General features: G+C 57.3%; 18 protein-coding genes, 1 tRNA gene and 1 other RNA gene. 11 read left to right on the forward strand and 9 right to left on the reverse strand.

Features of this window, described 5'->3' with window-relative positions:
* Positions 1-3 precede the first annotated feature (3 nt).
* A complete protein-coding gene (gene glmS / locus SIB56_RS12240) occupies positions 4-1,908 on the forward strand; it encodes a glutamine--fructose-6-phosphate transaminase (isomerizing) (protein ID WP_413324199.1) in 1,905 nt (634 codons plus the stop codon).
* Here glmS and SIB56_RS12245 read toward each other — a convergent pair.
* A complete protein-coding gene (locus SIB56_RS12245; RefSeq protein WP_413324200.1) occupies positions 1,895-3,367 on the reverse strand; it encodes a mannose-1-phosphate guanylyltransferase/mannose-6-phosphate isomerase in 1,473 nt (490 codons plus the stop codon). The genes glmS and SIB56_RS12245 overlap by 14 nt on opposite strands.
* Before the next feature lie 66 nt (positions 3,368-3,433).
* On the reverse strand, positions 3,434-4,012 hold the full coding sequence (gene rimM, locus SIB56_RS12250) for a ribosome maturation factor RimM (protein WP_413324201.1): 579 nt from the start codon (positions 4,010-4,012) through the stop codon (positions 3,434-3,436).
* Positions 4,013-4,048: 36 nt separating this feature from the next.
* Here rimM and SIB56_RS12255 point away from each other — a divergent pair, with 36 nt between their 5' ends.
* Both SIB56_RS12255 and SIB56_RS12260 read left to right on the forward strand, forming a co-directional pair.
* Positions 4,049-4,231: an NAD(P)H dehydrogenase subunit NdhS gene (locus SIB56_RS12255; protein ID WP_067093362.1), complete on the forward strand. Its 183-nt coding sequence runs from the start codon at positions 4,049-4,051 to the stop codon at positions 4,229-4,231.
* A gap of 5 nt (positions 4,232-4,236) precedes the next feature.
* The gene (locus tag SIB56_RS12260) at positions 4,237-5,064 is read left to right on the forward strand and encodes an ion transporter (protein WP_413324202.1); all 828 of its coding nucleotides are present in this window, start codon (positions 4,237-4,239) and stop codon (positions 5,062-5,064) included.
* Here SIB56_RS12260 and rnc read toward each other — a convergent pair.
* On the reverse strand, positions 5,046-5,747 hold the full coding sequence (rnc, locus tag SIB56_RS12265) for a ribonuclease III (protein ID WP_413324203.1): 702 nt from the start codon (positions 5,745-5,747) through the stop codon (positions 5,046-5,048). The genes SIB56_RS12260 and rnc overlap by 19 nt on opposite strands.
* Before the next feature lie 24 nt (positions 5,748-5,771).
* An RNA gene (gene rnpB, locus SIB56_RS12270) (RNase P RNA component class A) lies at positions 5,772-6,155 on the reverse strand.
* Positions 6,156-6,177: 22 nt separating this feature from the next.
* On the opposite strand from rnpB, the gene SIB56_RS12275 reads away from it, so the two are divergent.
* A tRNA-Arg gene (locus SIB56_RS12275) sits at positions 6,178-6,251 on the forward strand.
* Between the two features lie 271 nt (positions 6,252-6,522).
* Here SIB56_RS12275 and SIB56_RS12280 read toward each other — a convergent pair.
* Positions 6,523-6,762, reverse strand: coding sequence for a hypothetical protein (locus tag SIB56_RS12280; RefSeq protein WP_413324204.1), 240 nt, complete (start codon positions 6,760-6,762; stop codon positions 6,523-6,525).
* A gap of 870 nt (positions 6,763-7,632) precedes the next feature.
* Between SIB56_RS12280 and SIB56_RS12285 the strand changes: the two genes are divergently transcribed.
* The 3 genes from SIB56_RS12285 to SIB56_RS12295 all read left to right on the forward strand — a co-directional run bounded on the left by SIB56_RS12285 (position 7,633) and on the right by SIB56_RS12295 (position 12,123).
* Positions 7,633-10,491, forward strand: a complete 2,859-nt coding sequence (locus SIB56_RS12285) for a hypothetical protein (protein WP_413324205.1) — start codon at positions 7,633-7,635, stop codon at positions 10,489-10,491.
* A gap of 782 nt (positions 10,492-11,273) precedes the next feature.
* On the forward strand, positions 11,274-11,630 hold the full coding sequence (locus tag SIB56_RS12290; RefSeq protein ID WP_413324206.1) for a hypothetical protein: 357 nt from the start codon (positions 11,274-11,276) through the stop codon (positions 11,628-11,630).
* Positions 11,631-11,667: 37 nt separating this feature from the next.
* Positions 11,668-12,123 carry a hypothetical protein gene (locus tag SIB56_RS12295; protein ID WP_413324207.1) on the forward strand — a complete coding sequence of 152 codons (456 nt, stop codon included), beginning with the start codon at positions 11,668-11,670 and terminating at the stop codon, positions 12,121-12,123.
* Here the strand turns inward: SIB56_RS12295 and SIB56_RS12300 are convergent.
* From SIB56_RS12300 to SIB56_RS12310, 3 genes are read right to left on the reverse strand one after another with little or no spacing between them, the layout of a single operon-like run.
* Positions 12,056-13,183 (reverse strand): acetate/propionate family kinase, encoded by a 1,128-nt coding sequence (locus tag SIB56_RS12300; protein WP_413327378.1) that lies wholly within the window; start codon positions 13,181-13,183, stop codon positions 12,056-12,058. The genes SIB56_RS12295 and SIB56_RS12300 overlap by 68 nt on opposite strands.
* Before the next feature lie 10 nt (positions 13,184-13,193).
* Positions 13,194-15,716, reverse strand: coding sequence for a glycogen/starch/alpha-glucan phosphorylase (locus SIB56_RS12305; RefSeq protein WP_413324208.1), 2,523 nt, complete (start codon positions 15,714-15,716; stop codon positions 13,194-13,196).
* A gap of 56 nt (positions 15,717-15,772) precedes the next feature.
* A complete protein-coding gene (locus SIB56_RS12310; protein ID WP_413324209.1) occupies positions 15,773-18,220 on the reverse strand; it encodes a phosphoketolase in 2,448 nt (815 codons plus the stop codon).
* Positions 18,221-18,404: 184 nt separating this feature from the next.
* On the opposite strand from SIB56_RS12310, the gene SIB56_RS12315 reads away from it, so the two are divergent.
* Positions 18,405-19,799, forward strand: a complete 1,395-nt coding sequence (locus SIB56_RS12315; protein ID WP_413324210.1) for a cation:proton antiporter — start codon at positions 18,405-18,407, stop codon at positions 19,797-19,799.
* 27 nt (positions 19,800-19,826) lie between these two features.
* Here the strand turns inward: SIB56_RS12315 and SIB56_RS12320 are convergent, their stop codons facing one another.
* On the reverse strand, positions 19,827-20,135 hold the full coding sequence (locus tag SIB56_RS12320; RefSeq protein WP_413327380.1) for a hypothetical protein: 309 nt from the start codon (positions 20,133-20,135) through the stop codon (positions 19,827-19,829).
* 70 nt (positions 20,136-20,205) lie between these two features.
* Here SIB56_RS12320 and SIB56_RS12325 point away from each other — a divergent pair, with 70 nt between their 5' ends.
* The 3 genes from SIB56_RS12325 to SIB56_RS12335 all read left to right on the forward strand — a co-directional run bounded on the left by SIB56_RS12325 (position 20,206) and on the right by SIB56_RS12335 (position 23,575).
* Positions 20,206-21,138 (forward strand): alpha/beta fold hydrolase, encoded by a 933-nt coding sequence (locus SIB56_RS12325; protein WP_413327382.1) that lies wholly within the window; start codon positions 20,206-20,208, stop codon positions 21,136-21,138.
* A 29-nt stretch (positions 21,139-21,167) separates the two neighbouring features.
* On the forward strand, positions 21,168-22,031 hold the full coding sequence (locus tag SIB56_RS12330; RefSeq protein ID WP_413327384.1) for a galactose mutarotase: 864 nt from the start codon (positions 21,168-21,170) through the stop codon (positions 22,029-22,031).
* 68 nt (positions 22,032-22,099) lie between these two features.
* Positions 22,100-23,575 carry a four-carbon acid sugar kinase family protein gene (locus SIB56_RS12335; protein WP_413327386.1) on the forward strand — a complete coding sequence of 492 codons (1,476 nt, stop codon included), beginning with the start codon at positions 22,100-22,102 and terminating at the stop codon, positions 23,573-23,575.
* Position 23,576: the final 1 nt, after the last annotated feature.

Raw genomic sequence — 23,576 nt, forward strand, 5'->3', positions numbered from 1 at the left:
TGTATGTGCGGAATCGTTGCGGTGATCGGCTCCAGAGAGGCGGCACCGTTGCTCCTTGAAGGCCTGCGTCAGCTGGAGTACCGCGGTTATGACTCCGCCGGTATTGCCACGATTGAGCAATCTGCGTCAGGCGAGTCTGCTGCGTTGCACTGTGTACGTGCCAAAGGCAAGCTGGTGAACCTCAGCGCAAGCGTGGAGCAGGAGGGAGCTCCCGGCTTTTGTGGAATCGGCCACACCCGATGGGCGACCCACGGCAAGCCTGAAGTCCGCAACGCCCATCCCCATCGAGATGGGGATGGTGATGTGGCGGTGGTCCAGAACGGAATCATTGAAAATCACCGTTCTCTCAGAGAGGAGCTCACTGCAGCTGGGGTCAGCTTCCGTTCAGACACTGATACCGAGGTGATTCCGCACTTGATTTCCGCTGAGCTGCAGCGTCTGCGTTTCGCTGGTCAGCCAGCTGACGGCAGCACCTTGCTGCGGGCTGTCCAGAACGTGCTGCCAAGGCTTCAAGGCGCCTATGCCCTCGCGGTGTTGTGGGCTGATGTTCCTGGAGCTCTTGTGGTTGCTCGAAAAGCGGCACCGCTGTTGATCGGGTTAGGGGAAGGAGAATTTCTCTGTGCAAGTGACACGCCTGCACTGGCTGGCTTCACGCGCACAATTCTGCCCCTGGAGGATGGAGAGGTTGCGCTGCTCACCCCTCTCGGGATTGAGTTGTACGACGAGGCCGGCGAGCGCCAGCAACGCAGTCCTTCACTGCTCAGTGGTCAAGAGCACGTTGCCGACAAGCGACAGTTTCGTCACTTCATGTTGAAGGAGATTCATGAGCAGCCGGAGACTGCGAGATTGTGGGTTGAGCGGCATCTCCTCCTGAATTTGCAGGGCGGCGACCCGGTGGCTCTGCCTTTCGATGAAAGCTTCTACGCGGGCATCGAGCGCATCCAGATTCTTGCCTGTGGGACCAGTCGCCATGCAGCTCTTGTAGGGGCCTACTTGCTGGAGCAGTTTGCTGGTGTTCCTGCCAGCGTTCACTACGCCAGCGAGTTTCGCTATGCACCTCCACCGCTGGCACCCAACACGCTCACAATTGGCGTTACCCAATCTGGTGAAACGGCCGACACGCTTGCTGCCCTCGCAATGGATGCCCAGAGGCGAGAGGCCAATCCTGATCCGGCCTATGCACCTCGTCAGCTCGGGGTGACCAACCGCCCAGAGAGCTCTCTGGCGCGACAGGTTCCCCACATACTCGATATCGGCGCCGGTATCGAGGTGGGTGTCGCAGCTACCAAGACCTTCCTGGGCCAACTTTTAGCGTTCTATGCATTAGCCCTAGCCTTTGCTGGGCGGCGAACCACCCGAAGCGAAGACGAGATTGTTGCCCTGGTGAATGAGCTGCGAGGTTTGCCTGATCACCTCAGTGCTCTTGTGGAGCAGCACGACAAGTGTTCAGAGGTGATGGCCCATCGTTTCGCTGAAACCCAGGATGTGATTTTCCTGGGTCGCGGTATCAACTATCCGATTGCTCTGGAAGGTGCCTTGAAGCTCAAGGAGATCAGTTACATCCACGCGGAGGGTTATCCCGCAGGTGAGATGAAGCATGGCCCCATAGCGTTGCTCGATAAGCATGTGCCCGTGATTTCGATCGCGGTGCCGGGGGTGGTTTTCGAGAAGGTGCTCAGCAACGCCCAGGAGGCCAAGGCAAGGGATGCTCAGCTGATCGGAGTAGCCCCCATCTGTGCCGATACGGAACTTTTTGATGAGCTGTTGCCGGTGCCTGAGGTGAGCGAGTGGATCAGTCCATTGTTCACAATGGTTCCGATGCAACTGCTCAGCTATCACATTGCGGCCCATCGAGGCCTCGACGTTGATCAGCCCCGCAACCTGGCCAAGAGTGTCACTGTGGAGTGATCACCGCCCGTGCTGCAGCTTCCACATCACTGCGGCCATAGACATCATCGAATCGCACGATGTCGTCTTCACCCAGATAGGCGCCGCTTTGCACTTCGATCAATTCCACAGGGATGCGTCCGGGATTGGTGAGACGGTGTTTGCAGCCCAGGGGGATGTAGGTGCTCTGATTCTCTCCCACCAGCTGGGTCTCTCCATCCCGTTCGACCACGGCGGTTCCATTGACGACAATCCAGTGTTCCGCCCGGTGGTGATGCATCTGCAGCGACAGGCTGGCACCAGGTTTGACTGAAATTCTCTTCACCTGCCAGCGGCTGTCTTCAACGACACCCGTGTAGTGGCCCCAGGGGCGATAGATCTTGCGATGCGCTTTGCTCTCCCGGCTGCCATCAGCCTCGAGCTGTTTCACAACAGTTTTGACGTTCTGAGCCTGACTGCGATCGGCGATCAGCACGGCGTCATCTGTTTCAACAACCACCAGGTTCTCGACACCCAGGCCGACCACCAAACGGTGTTCGCTGCGGAGGTAACAGTTGCGGCTGCCCTCACTGATCACTTTGCCGCGCAGCACGTTGCCGTCTTCATCCCGGTCGGCCGTGTCCCAGAGAGCACTCCAGCTGCCGACATCACTCCATCCTGCCGAGAGAGGCAGAACTGATCCCAGATGGGTTTTTTCCATCACAGCCACATCAATTGCGACGTTGGGACACTTGGCAAAGGCTTCGCGTTCGAGGCGCAGGAATTCGAGATCGGCGACGTCCTGCTCGAGGGCAGCGCGACAGCAGCTCACCACCTCCGGTGCCAGTCGTTCAAGTTCCGCCAGCATGGCGCTGGCCTTGAAGAGGAACATGCCGCTGTTCCAGGTGAAGCGACCACTGGCCAGGAACTGTTCGGCGGTTGCCTGATCGGGTTTTTCCACAAACCGGGCGATCGGCAACGGCGTCATGGCGCCGGCTTCCAGCGATTCAGCCGCTTCGATATAGCCATAACCGGTTTCCGGAGTGGTGGGCACGATGCCGAAAGTCACCAGTCGCCCGCTCTCCGCTGCGCTGCGACCGGCATCAATGGCAGCCCGGAAGCGCTCTCCGTCTCTGATGACGTGATCCGCCGCAAGAATGAGAAGTAATGGATCCTCGCCGCGTGCGGTGGCTTGAAGAGCCGCCACTGCAACTGCCGGGGCGGTGTTGCGGCCCATTGGCTCCAACAGGATTGCACTGGGTTCAACGCCGATCTGACGCATCTGCTCGGCGACGATGAAACGGTGGTCGTCATTGCAGATCAGCAGGGGAGGATTCAGTCCTGCGATGCCCTCCAGCCGCTGTTGAGTTTGCTGTAGGAGAGTTTCTTCTCCCTTGCCGCCCAGCGGCCAATACTGTTTGGGATAACTGGCGCGGGAAAGAGGCCAGAGTCGCGTGCCTGTACCACCGCAGAGGATCACCGGAATCAGAGGGGTGGTCACGACAAGCACCGGTTGAATTGTCAAACATTGTTGCGCAGGTCATCAAGACCTGTCATCAGTCAAGCGTTAAAGCTCGAGAAGTCCAGGTGGCGGCGTCAGCAGCAGCCAACCTTCCTTGAGGTGCACGTCCGGGACGATCTCCTTCACAAACGGAATCAGCAGTTTGCGGCCGTCTGCAGCCGTGATTTCAAGCAGATCGTTGCCGCCGCTGATCAGATCACTCACCCTGCCGATCACATTGCTTTCGTTGTCAAGGCAAGCATCAAGGCCGACGAGGTCGAGAAGGTGAAATTCGCCCTCTGCCAACGCTGGTCGTTGATCGACTCCCACCATCAGGGTCTGGCCCACCAGTGCTTCAGCAGCATCTCGGTTGTTGATTCCTTTGAAGCGAACGATGAAAAGGTTTTTGCCGGGCAACTGACGACCGCTGGTGAGGCTCATCTCCTTCGGGGCTCTTCCCCTGGCCTTCAACCAGCGGGTTCCGGGTTTTGTGAAGCGTTCAGGAAAATCACTGGCTGGGTTGATGCGCAGCTCACCGCGCAGTCCTTGGGCGCCCACCACCTCGCCAACGGCCAGCCACTGATCGTCAGTGAACGTGTTCTGGGGATCAGATTCTGCAGCCACGGATGACAGGGCTTGAGGCATTTGTCGATAATGGCGCCACGAGTGATCTGCGATTTCATGGCTTCCGCTGCTCCGATCCTGCCCGGCGCCACGGTGACGGTCGTGGACCAGCGCTCCATCTACAACGGTTACACCGGTTTCGTGCAGCGCATCAGTGGCGACCGGGCCGCAGTGCTGTTCGAGGGAGGGAACTGGGACAAGCTCGTCACCCTGCGCATCAAAGATCTCAGTGCCGACTGACGCCGATGGAGGTCGCTCTGCGCCAGCGGCTCCGGCGAGTCGTTCTTGATTCCGACACCCGCCCAGGCAGGATCTACAACCTGGTGATTTTCGGCACGATCCTGCTGAGTGTCGCAGGCCTTCTGGTTGAGCCGCACCCGATGCGTGTGGCCGCACCTGGTGAGATTCCGCCTTGGGTCGACACGCTTGAACGCTTCTGCCTTCTGGTTTTCATGGCGGATTATCTGCTGCACCTGTCGGTGTCGCCGAAACCTCTGGCCTATGCGCGCAGCTTCTACGGGCTGATTGATCTTTCAGCTGTGCTGTTTTTTTTCGTGCCGCAGATCCGCAGTGGCCTGGTTCTGTGGATCTTCAAGTTCGCCCGTGTGCTGCGGGTGTTCAAACTGCTGCGTTTTCTGGATGAGGCGCAGATGTTGGGCCGCGCTCTTCGTGCCAGTGCTCGCCGCATCGGCGTGTTTCTGTTTTTTGTGGTGATGGCGCAGGTCGTGCTCGGCTATCTGATGGTGGTGATCGAGAGCAGTCATCCCGATACCCAGTTTCAGACGGTTGGTCAGGGCGTCTACTGGGCGATTGTGACCATGACAACGGTGGGTTACGGGGATTTTGTGCCGCAGACCGTGCTGGGCCGTCTGCTCGCAGCGGTGGTGATGTTGCTCGGTTTTGGGATCATTGCCATTCCCACAGGCATCGTCACGGTGGAATCGATTCAGCAGGCCCGTCAACAGAGGCTTGCCTGCAGAAGCTGTGGTTATCGCGACCATCGCCATGAGGCGGCGTATTGCGACCGGTGCGGAGCCCAGCTGGAGGCAACCACTCAGATGTCCGTGAGCTGATCCAGCGCTGCCCGTGCTGCCTGCTGTTCGGCTTCACGCCGCGAGCGGCCCCATCCTTCGGCTGCCAGCTGCGGCGGCAGGGTCACAGTGCAGTGAAACCGACGCGAATCGCCATGATGTTGGCTGATTTCTTCGCTGCTGTAGGTGGGCAGGCCACGGCCTTGACCTTGACTCCATTCCTGCAGTGCAGATTTGGAGTTGCAGCGGTGGGGGTCTGAGAGAACCGCCTCGGCACTGACCTTCCAGTGAGGTGTCAGCCATTGATGCACGGCTTTCAGACCATTGATCCTGTAAGCCGCACCGATCAGCGCTTCGCTGAGTTCTGCACGGATGGTTGCTGCTGCAGTGCTGTCGCCGCTGGCTTTTGGGCCGATTCTCCACCAATGGTCGATCTCGATCGTCTGTCCCAGTTGCGCCAGCCAGCGGTCGCTGACCAGCTGAGCCCGCAGGCTTGAGCGTTCGCCCACGGGCATGGATGGATAGGCCTTGGCGATGAATTCACTGGCCGCCAGGCGCAGCACCGCATCTCCGAGAAATTCCAGCTGCTCGTGGTGAGGGTTCAGCCCGCTGGATGTGTGAGTCAGTGCTTCTTGCAGCAGGGCAAGATCGTCCTGACCAAGGATCTTGGTGGACTGGTTGAGCGTGTCCCAGAGCTGCTCCAGTGGCCGTGGTGGTTGGCTCATGTGCTCTGAGAAATTCTCTTAAAAGTGTGAAAGCAGGACGTAAGCCGGGTTCTGTTCTCCCTTCTTGCAAAGGGGGGCGATCATCTATCTGGGACCGTCGTCTCCGGCGGCCTCGAGCGGCTCACTAAATCGGAACGGGGAAGATGGCCAACCGTCGCTCCTGGGCCTTGCTCCCGGCCGGGGTTTACCTAGCCAGCACCTCTCGGTGCTGCTGGTGCGCTCTTACCGCACCTTTGCACCCTTGCCTGTGCCGGTGATCCGGCCATCGGCGGTGTGTTTCTGTGGCACTCTCCTCGCGGTCACCCGCACTGGGCGTTATCCAGCAAGCCTGGCCATCGGGGAGCCCGGACTTTCCTCAACCGGTTACAGCGAAAAGCTGAGCCGATTGCGATCACCTCGCCTGCTTTCAAACCCCATAATGACTCGTGATGGGGCTGTAGCTCAGCTGGATAGAGCGACGGTTTCCTAAACCGTAGGTCGTGGGTTCGAGTCCCGCCAGCCCCGTTAAGTAGTTGCAATGGATCTCAGGAAGGTGAAGCGGCTTTTGGCCACCCCGCGTCGGGACACTTACCCTCGAGCAGCCGGAGCTGATCTGATGCGCCCGTCGCCGGTATTGCTGGTGGCCAGGGACGCTGCACACTTCAAATCGAAGTTCAGTTGTCTGAGCACTCGAACCACCTACCAGGGTTTGACCGAGCTCCACGGCCTGCTCTAGCGCTACTTCATGGTGGCGTCCCCAGGCTCGACTTACTCGAGCGGGGACCTGACCTTTCGCCTAAGCGGCAAGGAAATGCCATTCGGGAAGCTCTAACTGGTTTACGCCGGCGCTGGCCCAGCTGAGCAGGTGAAGACCTTGGCCAGGCAGCAGGGTGGATCGTTCATTACGGCGATTTATGACGAGGTAGGCAATCACTTCGACAGCGCGTTTATCGATCAGGCCGCTGCCACGTTGCGTGGTCCTGCTGGAGTGCTTTTGAGAACGATCCTGCGGCGCAATCCTGGCGATCCAGTTCATCTATGGCTGCAGGTGAGATATGGAATCTCTGCGGGTTATCCAGAGCCAGGGAAGGCGTTGAAATTCTGGTCAGAGATCTGGAGAAGCAAATCATTTTGCAAGCTTCACGGCCAGTTCAAAGCAGCACTTGGATGTTGATGCCTGTACCCGAAACATTTGGATTGCGGCTGCTGCTGAATCAGCGCTGCTTGATGCGTGGCTGCATGGGGAGCTGGATGTTGACATTGCGGGAGCGTTTTTCGGCTTGAGCTTCGGGATCAGGCGGACCTTGAGGGATGTGCGGCCTGGCAGGATTCCGTAGTGCGAGTTGCGGCGTGCGTTTGTCTGCATGGTCTGGGGCTGCAGTGCACCGACAGTGGCTTATTTGTGCTTTCCGGATCCAGAGATTGCAGCTGCCGTGGATCTGTGTTCTGGTCATTGTTGATGCCCATTGATAGTCGGTTAATCGACCAGGTTTCTGATCCCTTGCCACTTGGCAAGAACCGTGACCTGCTTTGTAGGGAAGCAAGAGGTTTTAGAGAGTTGGTCCAATGCAATTGGGTTGATCGAATTCCGATGATGTGCATTAACAACTGTCATATAAAAGGGAAATTCCTTTGTCGCTTGCTTGAAAGTGACGATGCAATTCACCAGTAGTGGTGGATTTCACTGCCAAATAGGTCACGGTACAAAGCCTTTCTCCTTCCAGAAAATTCTTGCCTGAAGCTATGAACCATGTACACGGTTCAGCCAACTCTCAGATAATTCACTTTAAACCCAAAGATTAGTCAGACAACATTCAGGAAATTCTTGTTTGGCCTTAATCCAGTAGAAAGTATCACCGCTGATGATTAACGCAATGAAATAAATCACCAGCTGGACTGCGAGAATATGGACAATATATTATCCGATGGCCTTGTTAATCGTAATCAAGAAAATGCTCAAGGCTATCATTTTCGAGCTTGTGGATGTTCGGCTTGCAAAGCAAATGTCGGAAAGGCAGAGTTAAAAATTGGTAGCCATAGTGAATTAAAGTCCGATCAAAAGTTGGACACAAATTTGCTGACAAGCGCAGCATTTAGCGCACATTCTTTGGCTGCGTATGATGCCACAAGTGGTGAAAAATTTTCTTATTATATTCACCAGGGTAATGGTTATAACTTCTTTGATGACGGAACGCATGGTTACTCTGCTAGTCATTCTTCTGTCGAAATGAATTTTATTAGAAGTATTTTCAATAAATTAGATGCATATATCGACGTTGATTTCACTGAGTCGGCCGATAAATCAACGAGCATTCTTGATATATACTCGCTAAATGATTATAGTCTCTGGAGTGATTCCATTGTTGGTCAGGTAAATGATCATGGTTCAGGGAGCACTTCTAGATGGGATATTTATTGGCGAGATACCAATGGAGCTGCGCCTCTGGACTCATTTGATAAAAATACAATCATTCACGAAATCGGTCATGCTCTTGGCCTTTCTCACCCTAATGAAGATCCTACAAATCCTAATTGGAACACTAAAGACACCGTAATGTCCTACAACCCAAGTCAAAGTGGTTGGGATTTTTGGTTTAGTGAAGCCGATATTCTTGCACTTCAAGATATCTGGGGAGTCGAAAATGATTACATCAAATACTCCACCATCAACACTGCAGGTGAAGTCGCTTTTCAACAAGATTCGGGCACTGGACTCTATGCCGTCTCCGTTAATGGAGGTGACTCCATCGCCATCACATGGAATGGTAAGCAGATCCATGAAGGCATCTACGGCGGTTGGCAAACACTCGCTGCTGCCAACATCAATGGCACCAATACCGTCCTTTGGAAAAACACCCGCGGCAACTACCTGCACACCTGGTCACTCGATAACAACTGGCAGCGATTCAGTGGTCAGGGGCAAATCGCGCTTAACTCTTCTGCTGCTCTCTCTTTAGAAACTGACTTCAACATCGACCTCAACGGCGACAGCCAGATCGGCGCCAACTACTCCACCATCAACAGTGCAGGTGACGTCGCTTTCCAAAAGGATTCCAGCACTGGACTCTATGCCGTCTCCGTTAATGGAGGTGACTCCATCGCCATCACATGGAATGGTAAGCAGATCCATGAAGGCATCTACGGCGGTTGGCAAACACTCGCTGCTGCCAACATCAATGGCACCAATACTGTCCTTTGGAAAAACACCCGCGGCAACTACCTGCACACCTGGTCACTCGATAACAACTGGCAGCGATTCAGTGGTCAGGGGCAAATCGCGCTTAACTCTTCTGCTGCTCTCTCTTTAGAAACTGACTTCAACATCGACCTCAACGGCGACAGCCAGATCGGCGCCAACTACTCCACCATCAACAGTGCAGGTGACGTCGCTTTCCAAAAGGATTCCAGCACTGGACTCTATGCCGTCTCCGTTAATGGAGGTGACTCCATCGCCATCACATGGAATGGCAAGCAGATCCATGAAGGCATCTACGGCGGTTGGCAAACACTCGCTGCTGCCAACATCAATGGCACCAATACCGTCCTTTGGAAAAACACCCGCGGCAACTACCTGCACACCTGGTCACTCGATAACAACTGGCAGCGATTCAGTGGTCAGGGGCAAATCGCGCTTAACTCTTCTGCTGCTCTCTCTTTAGAAACTGACTTCAACATCGACCTCAACGGCGACAGCCAGATCGGCGCCAACTACTCCACCATCAACACTGCAGGTGAAGTCGCTTTTCAACAAGATTCGGGCACTGGACTCTATGCCGTCTCCGTTAATGGAGGTGACTCCATCGCCATCACATGGAATGGCAAGCAGATCCATGAAGGCATCTACGGCGGTTGGCAAACACTCGCTGCTGCCAACATCAATGGCACCAATACTGTCCTTTGGAAAAACACCCGCGGCAACTACCTGCACACCTGGTCACTCGATAACAACTGGCAGCGATTCAGTGGTCAGGGGCAAATCGCGCTTAACTCTTCTGCTGCTCTCTCTTTAGAAACTGACTTCAACATCGACCTCAACGGCGACAGCCAGATCGGCGCCAACTACTCCACCATCAACAGTGCAGGTGACGTCGCTTTCCAAAAGGATTCCAGCACTGGACTCTATGCCGTCTCCGTTAATGGAGGTGACTCCATCGCCATCACATGGAATGGTAAGCAGATCCATGAAGGCATCTACGGCGGTTGGCAAACACTCGCTGCTGCCAACATCAATGGCACCAATACCGTCCTTTGGAAAAACACCCGCGGCAACTACCTGCACACCTGGTCACTCGATAACAACTGGCAGCGATTCAGTGGTCAGGGGCAAATCGCGCTTAACTCTTCTGCTGCTCTCTCTTTAGAAACTGACTTCAACATCGACCTCAACGGCGACTCTCTTATTGGGGAAGTCTTCAACACAAGAGAATCAGAAGGAGACATTGATCTTTTGACGGGTCTAAATGATCTTGCATTTGCACGCGATGCAGAAGGTGTTATCCATTCAATCTTTTGGAATGGCGAGCAGATTGGCGATCAAACTTGGTTGGATTATTCAGTAGTCGCAGCCGAAAACATCAATGGAGAAAACCAATTTGTCATTAAGCATGCCATTTCTGACGACCTTAAAATCTTCAGCGCAAGTGGCACTTGGGAAGGCACCTCTTACGACAATATCGCCCTTGGCTCATCTGAGTATCTAACTGCAGAGAAAAATTATGGGGTCGATTTCAATAATGATAATTTGATTGGTCAAACTTCAATATAAGTATTACAACGTGAGAGCCTTGTCAAGTAATCATATCGATAGAAATTAAGTCTCTTTTGGCCAGAGGATCTTCCATCTCTTAGTTGTCACCTCCGACCTCTTGGAAGCCGTAATTCTGCTCGATTCACTTTTTGATGGAGCTAGTCCTCAATCATCCTGTCTTTCTCCATGTGCCGTTTTGTAGAAGTTTGTGGAACTTCCCGCAGGGCAGCAGCGGTTCTATGAGCTCCATGTTGAGCTATTGAGACTGTCCATTTGGACACGGATAGCATCGGCTAATAGTTTTATGAGGCAAGATTTTCAGTGGCTTACGCTTCAAGCTTCATTCACATTTGTCCACTCATGGAAAGTGTCTGATGGCCGTAATGTTTCAGGATCAAATGGAGTTGCTGCTTTAGGGGCAGTAATGGTGTGAACAATCAATCCATAAGCACCTCAAGTTCATGAAGGTCTTCGCGACATTCTTGCTGGCTCTGCCGATAGCTCCACCGTCAACACTGAAGCTTCCTTGGGCGGCTCTTCGAAAGAGTCGATCCTCGATTTGGAGGTCCGTCAAGAGTCCTAAGAGCTTTACGCCCTTCTTTGCTCAATGCGGGAGGTCAATCGGGTTATTGCGAGAACAACCGAGCCATCGTTTCTCTTGGGTGGGGACAAAAGTGGCCGTCGATTGCTTGGGCGCTATACCTGGCCTCCTGAGGCCATCGAGCTGTAATGAACACTACATTTGGTGGGGTAGCCAGGCTCGACGCCCTCGCTAGCGTTGTGTCAGTGAAACCGGCTCCATGACCCAGCTTCACGATTTACGGCTTCAGCTTCTGGTGCAGCAGGAAAGCGAGCGAATCGCTGACACCCAGCCAACCGAGCTTGATCTCTCCGTTGTTCAGGCGCGTTGCCTCTGCTGGTTGGCTTTGCTGGCCGAGGCTCACGATGATCAGGCCAGTGACGCCGAACGTCGCGGCGACACTGAGCAGGCCATGGGCTGGTTTGCCGACTCCATGCGTCTGAGAGACGTCATTCAGGTGGTGACATCGATTGAGATCCCATTGCCAGGACTCGCTGAGGGCGATGCCGACAACCGTCATGACGGTGGAACTGATGGAGATGGCGGATTTTCCTCCGAACCACCTCTGGCAGCCTGATCGGATGTCATGATGTGCAACGAGCTTCGGGTTCAAAGTGCCAGAAGAGCCCTGCCAATGCCCTGACTGTCAACGCTTCTACAGGGAGCACGACAGGCTGATCCGTGAGAATCCCACCCTCCGTCAGCAGCAGGAGCTGAGCTGGGCTGCACTCCAGGCATTTCGAACACTTTCAGGCCGTGTGCTCGAAGATTTACAAAAGCAGCATGGTCCTCGCGCCGGAGATGGGCAGGTGCATGCCACGCCGGTTGGCAGTGCAGATGAGCCCACCGATTCTCTCCAGCAGGCGATGGCCGATATGGAGAACATCAACGCGCATCTTTTCTCGATCGAAGCGTTGATGGAGCGCATCTTTGATGTGCGCGTGCCTGAGGAAATTGAGCAGAAGTTTCGAGAACTTGCCGGGGAACTGGCACCAGACCCACTCAATGCCGACCGTCTGCGACTGAACCGTCTGCTGCACCAGACTCCTGATCTGCCGGATCGAAGCTGAATTGAAGCTCTGCTGATCGTCGTCTGCAGAGCCGAGCCATCATGCCTTCCTCGTCGGCAGGCACCACAACCATCTCCAGATCAGAGACCCATTTCAACGCCTGCTGCAGTTCCGAATGCAGTTCGGTGTCGTGCTCGCCGATTCCACCGGTGAGTGCCAGCACATCCATTCCTTCAAGGCTTGCAGCCATCGAGCCGATCAGTTGAAGCAGACGATGCCGAAACACATCAATGGCCAGCTGAGCGCCACCATTGCCCTGGCTGGCTTGATGGCGTAGTTCCCGCATGTCGTCACTGAACCCGGATAGACCTCTGAGTCCAGACTCTGTCTGAAGCAGGTTGCCGAGCTCAACTTCACTCCATCCCCGGCGCATCAGCTCCAGCATCAGTCCGGGATCAATGCTGCCGCTGCGGCTCGCCATCACAAGTCCCTCCAGCGGCGTGTAGCCCATTGTGGTGTCGATGCAGCGGTTGCCCCTCACCGCCGCCAGGGAGGCACCGGCACCGAGGTGAGCGCTGATCAGGCGCAAATGTTCCGTGGCCTTGCCGTTGTTCTGCCATTGGGCTGAGACCACTTCAGCAACATGCTGATGGTTGATCCCATGGAATCCAAAGCGGCGGAAGCCCTGGTCTCTCAGCTCTGCAGGCAAGGCGTACGTGCTTGCTGCGATCGGCAGTGTGCTGTGGAATGCCGTGTCGAAACAGGCCCACTGGGGCCTGTCGGGAGCCCATCGTTTTGCCCAGTGCAGTCCCATTAATGCGGGTGGATTGTGCAGTGGTGCGAGAGGCACCAGCTCCTGAAGTGTTGCCTCAAGATCCGGGGTGATCAGGGTGGGTGCTGTGAAGTGATCCCCCCCGTGAACCACGCGGTGAGCGACCAGTTCGATGCGCTCCCGCAGCGGTTCCAACAGGGGTTCAAGCCAGCCTTGGAGCACATCCGGAAGGGATGCATGAGCCTCGAGGTTGTGATTGCTCTGTTGGATTGAAGATCCGCATGCATCCAGCAGAGCAACCTTGAGGCTGGAGCTGCCCAGATTGATCACCAGAGCCAGATCCCGCAACGGTCTGGCCTCAGCGGATGTCGCAGGTGATCTCCACAGGCATCGCCCCAACGTTCCAGATTTCCCTGCAGTAATCCCGAATCGAGCGGTCTGATGAGAAGAATCCAGTGCGTGCAACGTTCAGAACGCTCATCCGGTTCCAGTGCATGCGATCGGTCCATGCACGACTGACCGCATCCTGGGCACGCAGATAAGCGGCGAAGTCAGCCATCACGAAGAAAGGATCGTTGCCCGTGAGGTTGTCCAGCAGTGGTCTGAACAGCTCTCCATCGCCATTGCTGAAGTGCCCCATTTCGATCAGACGGATGGCTTCCGCCAGCTCGGGGATCGCTCCGATCACCTCCCGTGGGCGGTAGCCGCTCTTCTTGAGCTCAGCGATCTCTTCAACCGTTTTGCCGAACAGGAAGAAGTTCTCCGACCCCACTCGATCGCGGATCTCCACATTGGCGCCATCGAGAGTTCCGATGGTCAGCGCCCCGTTCATGGCGAATTTCATGTTGCCGGTGCCGGAGGCTTCCTTGCCAGCGGTGGAGATCTGCTCAGACAGATCAGAGGCCGGATAAACCTGCTCACCGAGCTTCACGTTGTAATCCGGCAGAAACACCACCCGCAAGCGACCATCCATGTCGGGATCGGCGTTGATCGTTTCGGCGATGCCGTTGATGAAGCGGATGATCAGCTTGGCCATGTAATAGCCGGGTGCTGCCTTGCCGCCGAAGATCACCGTGCGTGGAGCCAGGCCATCGGCCTGGCCGTTCTTGATGCGCAGGTACTGCGTGATGATCTGCAGCGCATTCAGGTGCTGACGCTTGTACTCGTGGATCCGCTTCACCTGCACGTCGAACAGGCTGGAGGGGTCCACCAGCACTCCGGTGTTTCGGTGGATGTAGCCGGATAGCTTGCGCTTGACCGAGAGTTTGGTGTCTCCCCAGTGCTCGAGGAATCCCTGGTCATGTTGACGCTCCTCCAGGCAGCGCAGCTGATCCATGTCGGTGATCCAGTCGGCGCCAACGTGCTCATCCAGCAGTGCCGAGAGCTCGGGGTTGGCCAGGGCAACCCAGCGGCGTGGCGTGACGCCGTTGGTCACGTTGGTGAACTTCTCAGGCCAAAGCGCGGCAAACTCCGGCATCAGCTGGTTTTTGACCAGGTCTGAGTGCAGAGCGGCCACCCCGTTCACGTGGTGTGCACCGATGGTGGCCAGGTGCGCCATGCGCACGGCTTTGCCGCCCTCTTCATCAATGATCGACAGTTTGCGCTGGATGGCGTCATTTCCCGGGTAGCGCAGGCGCACCTGCTGCAGGAAGCGGCGGTTGATCTCATAGATCAGCTCAAGGTGGCGCGGCAGCAGACTGCTGAACAGGTCCAGGTCCCACTTCTCCAGTGCCTCTGGCAAGAGGGTGTGGTTGGTGTAAGCCACGGAGCGGGTGGTGATGTCCCAGGCTCTATCCCACTCCAGGTGGCGATCGTCGATCAGCAGCCGCATCAGCTCCGCCACGGCGATGGCGGGATGCGTGTCGTTCAGCTGAACGGTCCAGTGCAGGGGGAAGTCTTCAACCGACAGGCCGCGGCTGTCGAGGCTGCGCAGCATGTCCTGCAGTGAGCAGGACACGAAGAAGTGCTGCTGCTTCAGGCGCAGGCGACGCCCCTCATCGGTGCCGTCGTTGGGGTAGAGCACCTTGGAGAGCGTTTCACTGCCGACTTTCTCCTCCACGGCGCCGTAGTAATCACCGATGTTGAAGGCATAGAAGTCGAAGCTCTCGGTGGCATCCGCACGCCACAGTCGCAGGCGATCGCAGGTGTTGACTCGGTAGCCGAGCACCGGCACGTCGTGTGGCACACCGATCGCATGTTCGGAAGGGATCCAGCGCGAGCGATAGTTGCCCTTGTCGTCGATGTAGCTCTCGGTCCGGCCCCCGAAGCCCACGAAGCAGGCTTCATCGGGTTGGGGCAGTTCCCAGGGCCAGCCGCCCTTCAACCATTTGTCGGTGACCTCCACCTGCCAGCCATCGCGGATCAGTTGATCAAAAATCCCGAACTCGTAGCGAATGCCATAGCCCGTGGCGGGAATTTCAAGGCTGGCTAGTGACTCCATGTAGCAGGCCGCGAGACGGCCCAGTCCGCCGTTGCCCAGACCGGGCTCCTCCTCCACCTCAAGAATCGGTTGCAGCGATTCGATCCCGAAGCGCTTGAGCGCCTCTTCCGCTTCCTTCTGAATTCCCAGGTTGAGCAGATTGTTGGCCAGCTGTGGGCCGATCAGAAATTCAGCCGAGAGATAGGCCACGGTCTTCTGGGGTCGAGCACGGATTGCTTCCTTGCTGGCCAGAAAGCGCGTCATCAGGCGATCGCGAACCGCGTAGCTCAGCGCCATGTAGAGGTCATGGGGGCTGGCGGATGGAGCCAACTTGCCGAGCGTGAAGAACAGGTGCTCGGTCATGCCGTCAAAGACGGAATCAGCATCGAGGCCAGCCCGTTCAGGATCAACGGAGCATCCCGGCGTCGGGAGTCGCAGGTCGAGGGGCTCGGAGGTGCTCATCGCTTCTCGGGAGATGGGTTGAGGTTGGCCGGGATCGCACCGGTAATGCAGGAACTTCAGGATTTCCGGTCAATCGAGCAGGAACTGTGGCCAAGGCTCCAGCGCCATTCGTTGATCTCCGGTGCATCAATGCCGTGCTCATGCGCATAGGCAACGTGCCTGAAGAGTTCATCGCGCATCTGTTCCTTCACATGAGCGGCGCGTGAACCCAGGCACTTCACCCTGTCGATCACATCGATCACCAGGTTGAAGCGATCGATCTGGTTGCAGATCGCCAGTTCAAGCGGCGTGTTGATGTTTCCCTGTTCCTTGTATCCGCGAACATGGAAATTGTCGTGATTGGGGCGGTTGTAGGTCAGACGGTGGATCAGCCAGGGGTAGCCGTGGAAGTTGAAGATCACCGGCTTGTCCGGTGTGAACAGGCTTTCAAAGTCTGGATTGCTGAGTCCGTGTGGATGATTCTTCGGGTCTGCCAGCGCGAACAGTTTCACGACGTTCACATAACGGATTTTCAGGAAGGGGATCTCTTTGCGCAGGATTTCGATCGCTGCCAGACATTCCTTGGTGGGGATATCACCAGCTGAGGCCAGAACCACATCCGGCTCATCGGGCTCGGTGCCGCAGTTGTCGTTGCAGGCCCATTCCCAGATGCCGGCTCCCTTGGCCACGTGACGGCGGGCCTGATCCAGCGTCAGGTACTGCAGATGTTTCTGTTTATCTGAAACGATCAGGTTCGCCACATTGGTTTCATTAAGCGCCTGTTCGGACACCGCGAGCAGACAGTTGGCATCGGCCGGCAGATAGACGCGGGTAATGCTTCCTTTTTTGTTGCCCGCGAGATCGATGAAGCCTGGGTCCTGGTGCGTGAAGCCGTTGTGATCCTGTCTCCACACTGTTGAGGAGATCAGGCAGTTCCAGGCGCCAATGGGTGCTCTCCAGGCAATCTCTTCGCAGTGCTCCAGCCATTTGCAGTGCTGGTTGTACATCGAGGCCACCACATGGGCGAAAGCCTCATAGGTGTGGAAGAAGCCGTTTCTGCCTGTCAGCAGGTAGCCATCCATCATTCCAACCAGTGTGTGCTCGGAGAGCATTTCCACCACAGCGCCGTCCTGGGAGAGCTCACTGCCGTTCAGGTCTTCCGGCAGGAAATTGGCCATCCAGGCTTTCTTGGTGGTTTCATACACCGCCTGAAGCCGGTTGGACGCGGTTTCATCGGGGCCAAAAAGCCTGTACGCACCTGGGTTCTTGTTGATTAGATCGCGGATCAGTTCGCCAAGCGGGAAGGTGTTCTCGACTTCAGAGACCCCAGGAATCTCAACCGGTACCTCGTAGTCGCGGAGGTCGGGGAACAGCAGTTCCCTGCGCAGTTCCCCTCCGTTGGTGTGCGGGTTTGAACCCATGCGTTTCTCACCTCTGGGCGAGAGAGCGCGGATCTCCTGGCGAACAGCTCCGTTCTCATCGAACAGCTCCCAGGGCCGGTAGCTCTTCATCCATGTCTCAAGAAGCTGCAGATGCTCCGCATTGGTCTTCACATCACTCACCGGCACCTGATGCGAGCGCCAGAAATTCTCGAGTTTCTTTCCATCGATCTGCTCGGGACCTGTCCAGCCCTTGGGCGATCGCAGCACGATCATCGGCCAGCGAGGACGGAAGGCCTCACCGCTGGCCCTGGCCTGATTGCGAATGTCCTGAATCATCACCACGGCCTGCTCCATGGCCACGGCCATCTGCCGGTGCATGGCCATCGGCTCGGACCCTTCCACGAAAATGGGGGTCCAGCCATAGCCGCGCAGCAGATTCTCTAGTTCCTCGTGGTCGATGCGGCTGAGGATGGTTGGGTTGGCGATCTTGTAACCGTTCAGGTGCAGCACCGGCAGAACCGCGCCGTCCTTGACCGGGTTGAGGAATTTGTTGATGTGCCAGCTGGTCGCCAGTGGTCCGGTTTCAGCTTCGCCATCACCCACACAGGCAACGGTGATCAATCCCGGATTGTCGAAGACCGAGCCCGCTGCATGCGACAGCACGTAGCCGAGCTCTCCTCCTTCATGAATGGAGCCGGGCATCTCCGCCGTGCAATGGCTGCCGATGTGCCCGGGAAAGGAGAACATCTTGAAGAAGCGGCGCAGGCCTTCCTCATCGAAGGATTTGTCCGGATACCGCTCGCCGTAACTCCCGTCGATGTACACCGGGCCTCTGGCTCCAGGAGCGCCATGTCCGGGACCGGACATGTAGATCATGTCCAGGTCGTATTTATTGATCAGCCGGTTGGCGTGGGTCCAGATGAATGCCTGACCCGGACTGGAGCCCCAGTGCCCAAGCAGGCGGTTCTTGATGTGTTCCGGACGCAGTGGTTCGCGCAGCAGCGGGTTGTCCTGCAGATAGATCATGCCCACCGCCAGGTAATTGGCGGTGCGCCAGTAGGCATCAAGCTGATTCAGCTCTGCCTCGCTCGGCGCCTCAACAGACCTGATCGATTCAAGGGCTCCCAGAGGTGTGAGGGTCATCAGCGACCTGTCTCGGATGGTTACGCGGAACGTAGCCATCGTTTGCCGGTGTGAATGACATGGGTATCAGGAGTTGCACTCTCAGGAGCAGCTCGTTGCCTGATGCTGTCCGCGAGGGGTCAGGTTGTGCATTGCGAAAACCCGTTTAGGGATAAGGTCCCACCGAGAGGAATCAACATTTCTGATGCTCGCTGCTGCGATGCCGCCCCTACTGACGCCAATTCTGGCTGAAATCTCGGCTCACGACCTGGAGATGGCGGAGACCCTGATCGGGGTGGCCCGGTTTGTGCTGATCTTCGTGGCAGCCCGCATTCTTGCGGAGGTGCTGGTGCGTCTGCAGTTGCCCACGATCCTCGGTGAACTGCTGGCAGGCGTGCTGATCGGTGCCTCCGGGCTGCACCTGCTCGTGCCCCCGGAAACCCAGGTGGAGCTGAGTCAGGGTCTGGTGAGCCTGGTCAGCGGACTGGTGAACGTTCCTCCGGAAGCCGTTCCCGAGATCTACAGCGAAAGTTTTCCCTCGCTTGAGTCGGTTGCAGAACTGGGGCTTTATGCCCTGTTGTTCCTCACGGGCCTGGAGAGTGAGTTGGAGGAGCTGATCGCTGTTGGCGGACAGGCCTTCACCGTGGCGGTTGCCGGTGTGGTGCTGCCGTTTGCATTGGGCACCTGGGGCCTGATGGCGATTTTTCATGTCGATGCCATCCCGGCGATTTTTGCCGGTGCCTCCATGACCGCCACCAGCATCGGCATCACTGCCAGTGTGTTCGGTGAGCTTGGCTTCCTCAAGACCCGGGAAGGTCAGATCGTGATCGGAGCTGCGGTTCTTGATGACATTCTCGGCATCGTGATCCTTGCGGTTGTGGTGGCCCTTGCCTCCGGCGGCTCCCTTGAGATCGGTCCGATCGTGAAGTTGGTGGCTGCTGCCGCTGTGTTCGTGGTGGCGGCTATCGGCCTCAGCCGCAGCGCTGCTCCGGCTTTTGACTGGTTGATTGACAAGCTGAAGGCGCCAGGTGAGGTGTTGGTGGGTTCGTTTGTGATCCTGGCGATCAGTTGTTTTGCTGCCACCGCAATCGGCCTGGAGGCTGCCCTCGGTGCTTTCGCGGCGGGTCTGATTCTCAGCAGCTCAAAGCACAACCGTGCCATTCAGGAAGCGGTTCTGCCGATCGTGACTCTCTTCGCCACAGTGTTTTTCGTGCTGGTCGGTGCCGGTATGGATCTCTCCGTGATCAACCCCTCCGATCCCTCAAGCAAAACAGCGCTGATCGTGGCCGGTTTCCTGCTGGTGGTTTCGATCATCGGCAAAATTGCTGCGGGCTGGTGCTTCGTCAGCAAGCAACCCACCCGTCGCCTGGTTGTGGGCCTGGGGATGATGCCCCGTGGTGAAGTCGGTCTGATTTTCCTGGGTCTCGGCACCAGCGCCAAGTTGCTGTCCCCTTCTCTGGAGGCGGCGATTCTGCTGATGGTGATCGGCACAACCTTCCTGGCTCCTGTGCTTCTGCGGTTGGTGATCGGCGACGACAAGCCAGATGATGACGACAAGGTTGATGAGAAGGTGGCGGCAGACCCTGTCGGCCTGCTCTGACCTGAGGCCCTGTTCGGCCGCAAAGGTTCAGTCCTTCCTCGCCAGTGAAATAAACAGGCTCCAGCCGATGGTGATCAGCGCCAGGCTTGAAGCCCAGCCTGGACCTAGAGCCCACCCCAGCAGCAGCTGGACACCAAGGCCAACGGTCAAGGCGAGCAGAAGACTGCTGATCACGAGTGCGGCCTGACGCCAGGCAGCGCTCAGCGGACCACTCTCGAGGCTTGCTTCAAGGCGGCTGAGTGGTGCGCTTAAGGGCAGGTAAAGGGCAAGGGCCCAGAAGAGGCCGCCGCTGAGTGTGCTGCTCTGCAGAAGCAGGCCTGTGGTCTGATCGAGCATCGTGACGTCATCCACCCGTCAGGACGATGGCGAAAAAGGATGCTTAGCATCGCCCCAACGTGCGGAAGATGTGGTGAGCGAAGCGCAGCAGTCCTGGTGGCAGTTCCAAGGTCATGCGGTGCACGGCCTCTCTGTCGGACCGGATCCCGACCGTGATCCTGAACATCTGCAGCGACCGGCTGTGTTGCTTGTTCACGGATTCGGCGCCTCCACCGATCACTGGCGTCACAACATTCCTGTGCTGGCAAGCACCCATGAGGTGCATGCGATCGATCTGCTCGGTTTCGGTCGCAGCGCCAAGCCTGCAGGTCTGGCCTATGGGGGTTCTCTCTGGCGTGATCAGCTGGTGGCTTACGTGCGTGAGCGCATCGGCCGGCCCACGGTGATTGCCGGTAATTCACTGGGTGGCTTCGCTGCCCTTGCCGCCGGAGCTGAACTTGGAGACGAAGCAGCCGGCGTTGTTCTTCTGAATGCCGCTGGTCCATTCAGCGATGAGCAGACCACAAAGCCCAAAGGCTGGTGGCCGAGCGCGCGTCGCTCGATCACCTCAGCCCTGCTCAAGAACGCCATGCTGCAGCGTTTGCTGTTTGAGAATCTGAGGCGACCCGCCACGATTCGCCGCACCCTCAATCAGGTGTACATCGACAAAACGAATGTTGATGACTGGCTGGTGGAAGCGATCCGGCGCCCGTCACTCGATGCCGGAGCGTTTGGAGTATTTCGCACGGTGTTTGACATTCCACGCGGTCAACCGCTGGATGAACTGTTCGCTGCGCTGAAGTCTCCACTGCTGCTGCTCTGGGGCATCCGCGACCCCTGGATCAATGCCGCAGGGCGTCGGGCCAGTTTCCAGCGTCATGCGCCTGAAGCCACCACTGAAGTGGTTCTTGAAGCCGGTCACTGTCCGCACGATGAGGTCCCGGATCAGGTGAATGCGGCCTTGCTGGAGTGGTTGTCGACCCTTGCCGGCGAAACAACGCAGGATCTGCAGCCTTCCCGGTAATTTCTGGTCAGTCTTGGGTGCCCGGTTCTGTGGCCATGACCTTCCGCCAGCAGTCCGTTCCCTATCCCCACTGGGAATTTGTGCATCCGGGCAGTGGTGATCGCCTGCGTGTGGTGCCGGAACGCGGTGGCCTAGTCACTGAATGGCTCTGTAACGGCCGTGAAGTGCTCTATTTCGATCAGGAGCGCTTCGCCGATCCAGCCAAAAGTATTCGTGGCGGCATTCCGGTTCTGTTTCCGATCTGCGGCAATCTGCCGGATGATCGTCTGCCGCTCGCCTGCGGTGACTTCAGTCTCAAGCAGCATGGCTTCGCCCGCGATCTGCCGTGGCAGATCGCGTTGCTGGCTGATCAGAGCGGCGTGATGCTCTCTCTGACCGACTGTGCCGACAGCCGGAGGGTCTATCCCTTCGGATTCAGGATCGACATGGCGATTCGACCGCTCAGTGCTGCGCTCGAGATCACCATCACCATCAGCAATACCTCCGAGTCTGAGAGTGAGCCGATGCCGTTCAGCTTCGGCCTCCATCCCTACTTCAATGTGACTGATCCCGCTCGCACGGCTGTGGAAGGTCTGCCTGGCCGTTGCTTCAATCATCTGGAGATGGCCGAAGCGCAGACGGCAAACCAGTTGAATCAGCTGGCTGAGGGGGTCGATTTCCTCACGCACGCGGCAGGACCGGTGACGCTGGTCGATGAGCAGGCAGGCACCAGGGTGCAGCTTCAGCATCAGGAACCGATGGATCTCACTGTGGTGTGGACCGACCCTCCACGAGCGATGGTCTGCCTTGAGCCCTGGACAGGCCCTCGGCAGGCCCTGATCAGCGGTGATCGAAGGCTGGAGTTGCACTCTGGCAAGAGCACCACGCTGTCCTGCCGCTACAGCGTCAGCTGACGCATGTTCATGCACAGGAACAGGCTTTGGCTAAGCCCAAGTCCGATGGCCACTGGCAGAAAGCTGTTGTGAGCGCGGCTCAAGCTGCAGCGGCTGAGGCTGCCCGCAAGATTGTGGTGATCGACGACGATCCCACCGGATCTCAGACGGTGCACAGCTGTCCGTTGCTGCTGCGCTGGGATGTGCAGACTCTGCGTCAGGGACTGCGTCATCCTTCTCCGCTGCTGTTCGTGTTGGCCAACACCAGGGCTCTGTCACCGGAGGCCGCAGCGGAGCGCAATCGTGAGATCGTTGCTTCGCTTGAGCAAGCTCTGGCTGCGGAGGGGATCAGTGATCAGCAGTTGCTGCTGGTCAGCAGGGGGGACTCCACCCTGCGCGGTCATGGGGTGCTTGAGCCCGCTGTTCTGGCTGAAGAGCTGGGTGACCGCTTCGGTGCGGTGCACGCCACGCTGCATGTGCCCGCTTTTCTTCCCGACGGACGTACCACGGTGAATGGAGTCCATCTGCTCAATGGTCAACCGGTCCATACGACCGCTTTCGCTCGCGACCGCAGCTTTGGTTTCAGCACCAGTTGTCTGGACGCCTGGCTGGAGGAAAAGAGTGACGGTGCCATTCCAGCTGCTTCAGTGCTGCGTTTGCAGGGAGAGCTGCTCGACCGTGCTGCTGAGCAACGCAGTGCGGATCTTTTTGCTGGTGGATCCAGCGGCTTCACAGAGCTTGTGGTCTGGCTTGAGGCGCTGGATGGCAATTGTTCAGTGATCGTGGATGCCGAGAGGCAGGAGCAACTGGATGCTCTTGGTGCGGCTGTGCAACAGCTGCAGGGAAGGCGTCGCTTCCTGTTTCGCTCAGCTGCGAGCCTGATCAACGGGTTGGTTGATGGGGGCTTGAGACCACTTGGTCCTCAGCCCATCAAGGCCGAGGATTTAGTGAAGCTTCGGCGCCGTGATTCAGGTGGCCAGCCTTGCCCTGGACTTGTGTTGGTGGGTTCTCACGTGCCGTTGGCCGATCAGCAGCTGGAGAGGTTGCTCAGCGAGTCACGTTGCTCCGGCCTTGAATTGCCGGTGCGGCGTATTGCGAGGGTGCTTGAGGGTGGCATCCCGGATGTGCTTCTGGCTGATCTGGAGAACGAGTGGGTGGAGTGGATGCTGGCAGTGCTGGATCGGAATCAAACTCCTGTGCTGTACACCAGCCGCGGCGAACTTTGTTTTGGTGAGGGGCCAACGGCTGACCGTCGCCGCCTGGACTTCGGTCTTGCCCTGGCTCAGCTCACCGCTCGGTTGGTTGCTGCGGTGGTCCCTCGGCTTGGCTACTTGATCAGTAAGGGTGGTATCACGACCGGCTCTGTTCTGGCTGATGGACTTGGCCTGGGAACTGTTCTGCTGGAGGGCCAGTTGATGCCCGGTCTTTCGATGGTGCGGCCGATCGCTGGGGAAGGCATCGCTGGTGTGAATGCCCTTCCCGTGATCACCTTCCCCGGCAATCTTGGCGATGCAGATACTCTTGCTAAGGCGTGGACATTGATGGAGCTTGATGAAGCGGAGTGAG

The organism is Synechococcus sp. MIT S9503 (assembly GCF_047304175.1).
Lineage (GTDB): Bacteria > Cyanobacteriota > Cyanobacteriia > PCC-6307 > Cyanobiaceae > Synechococcus_C.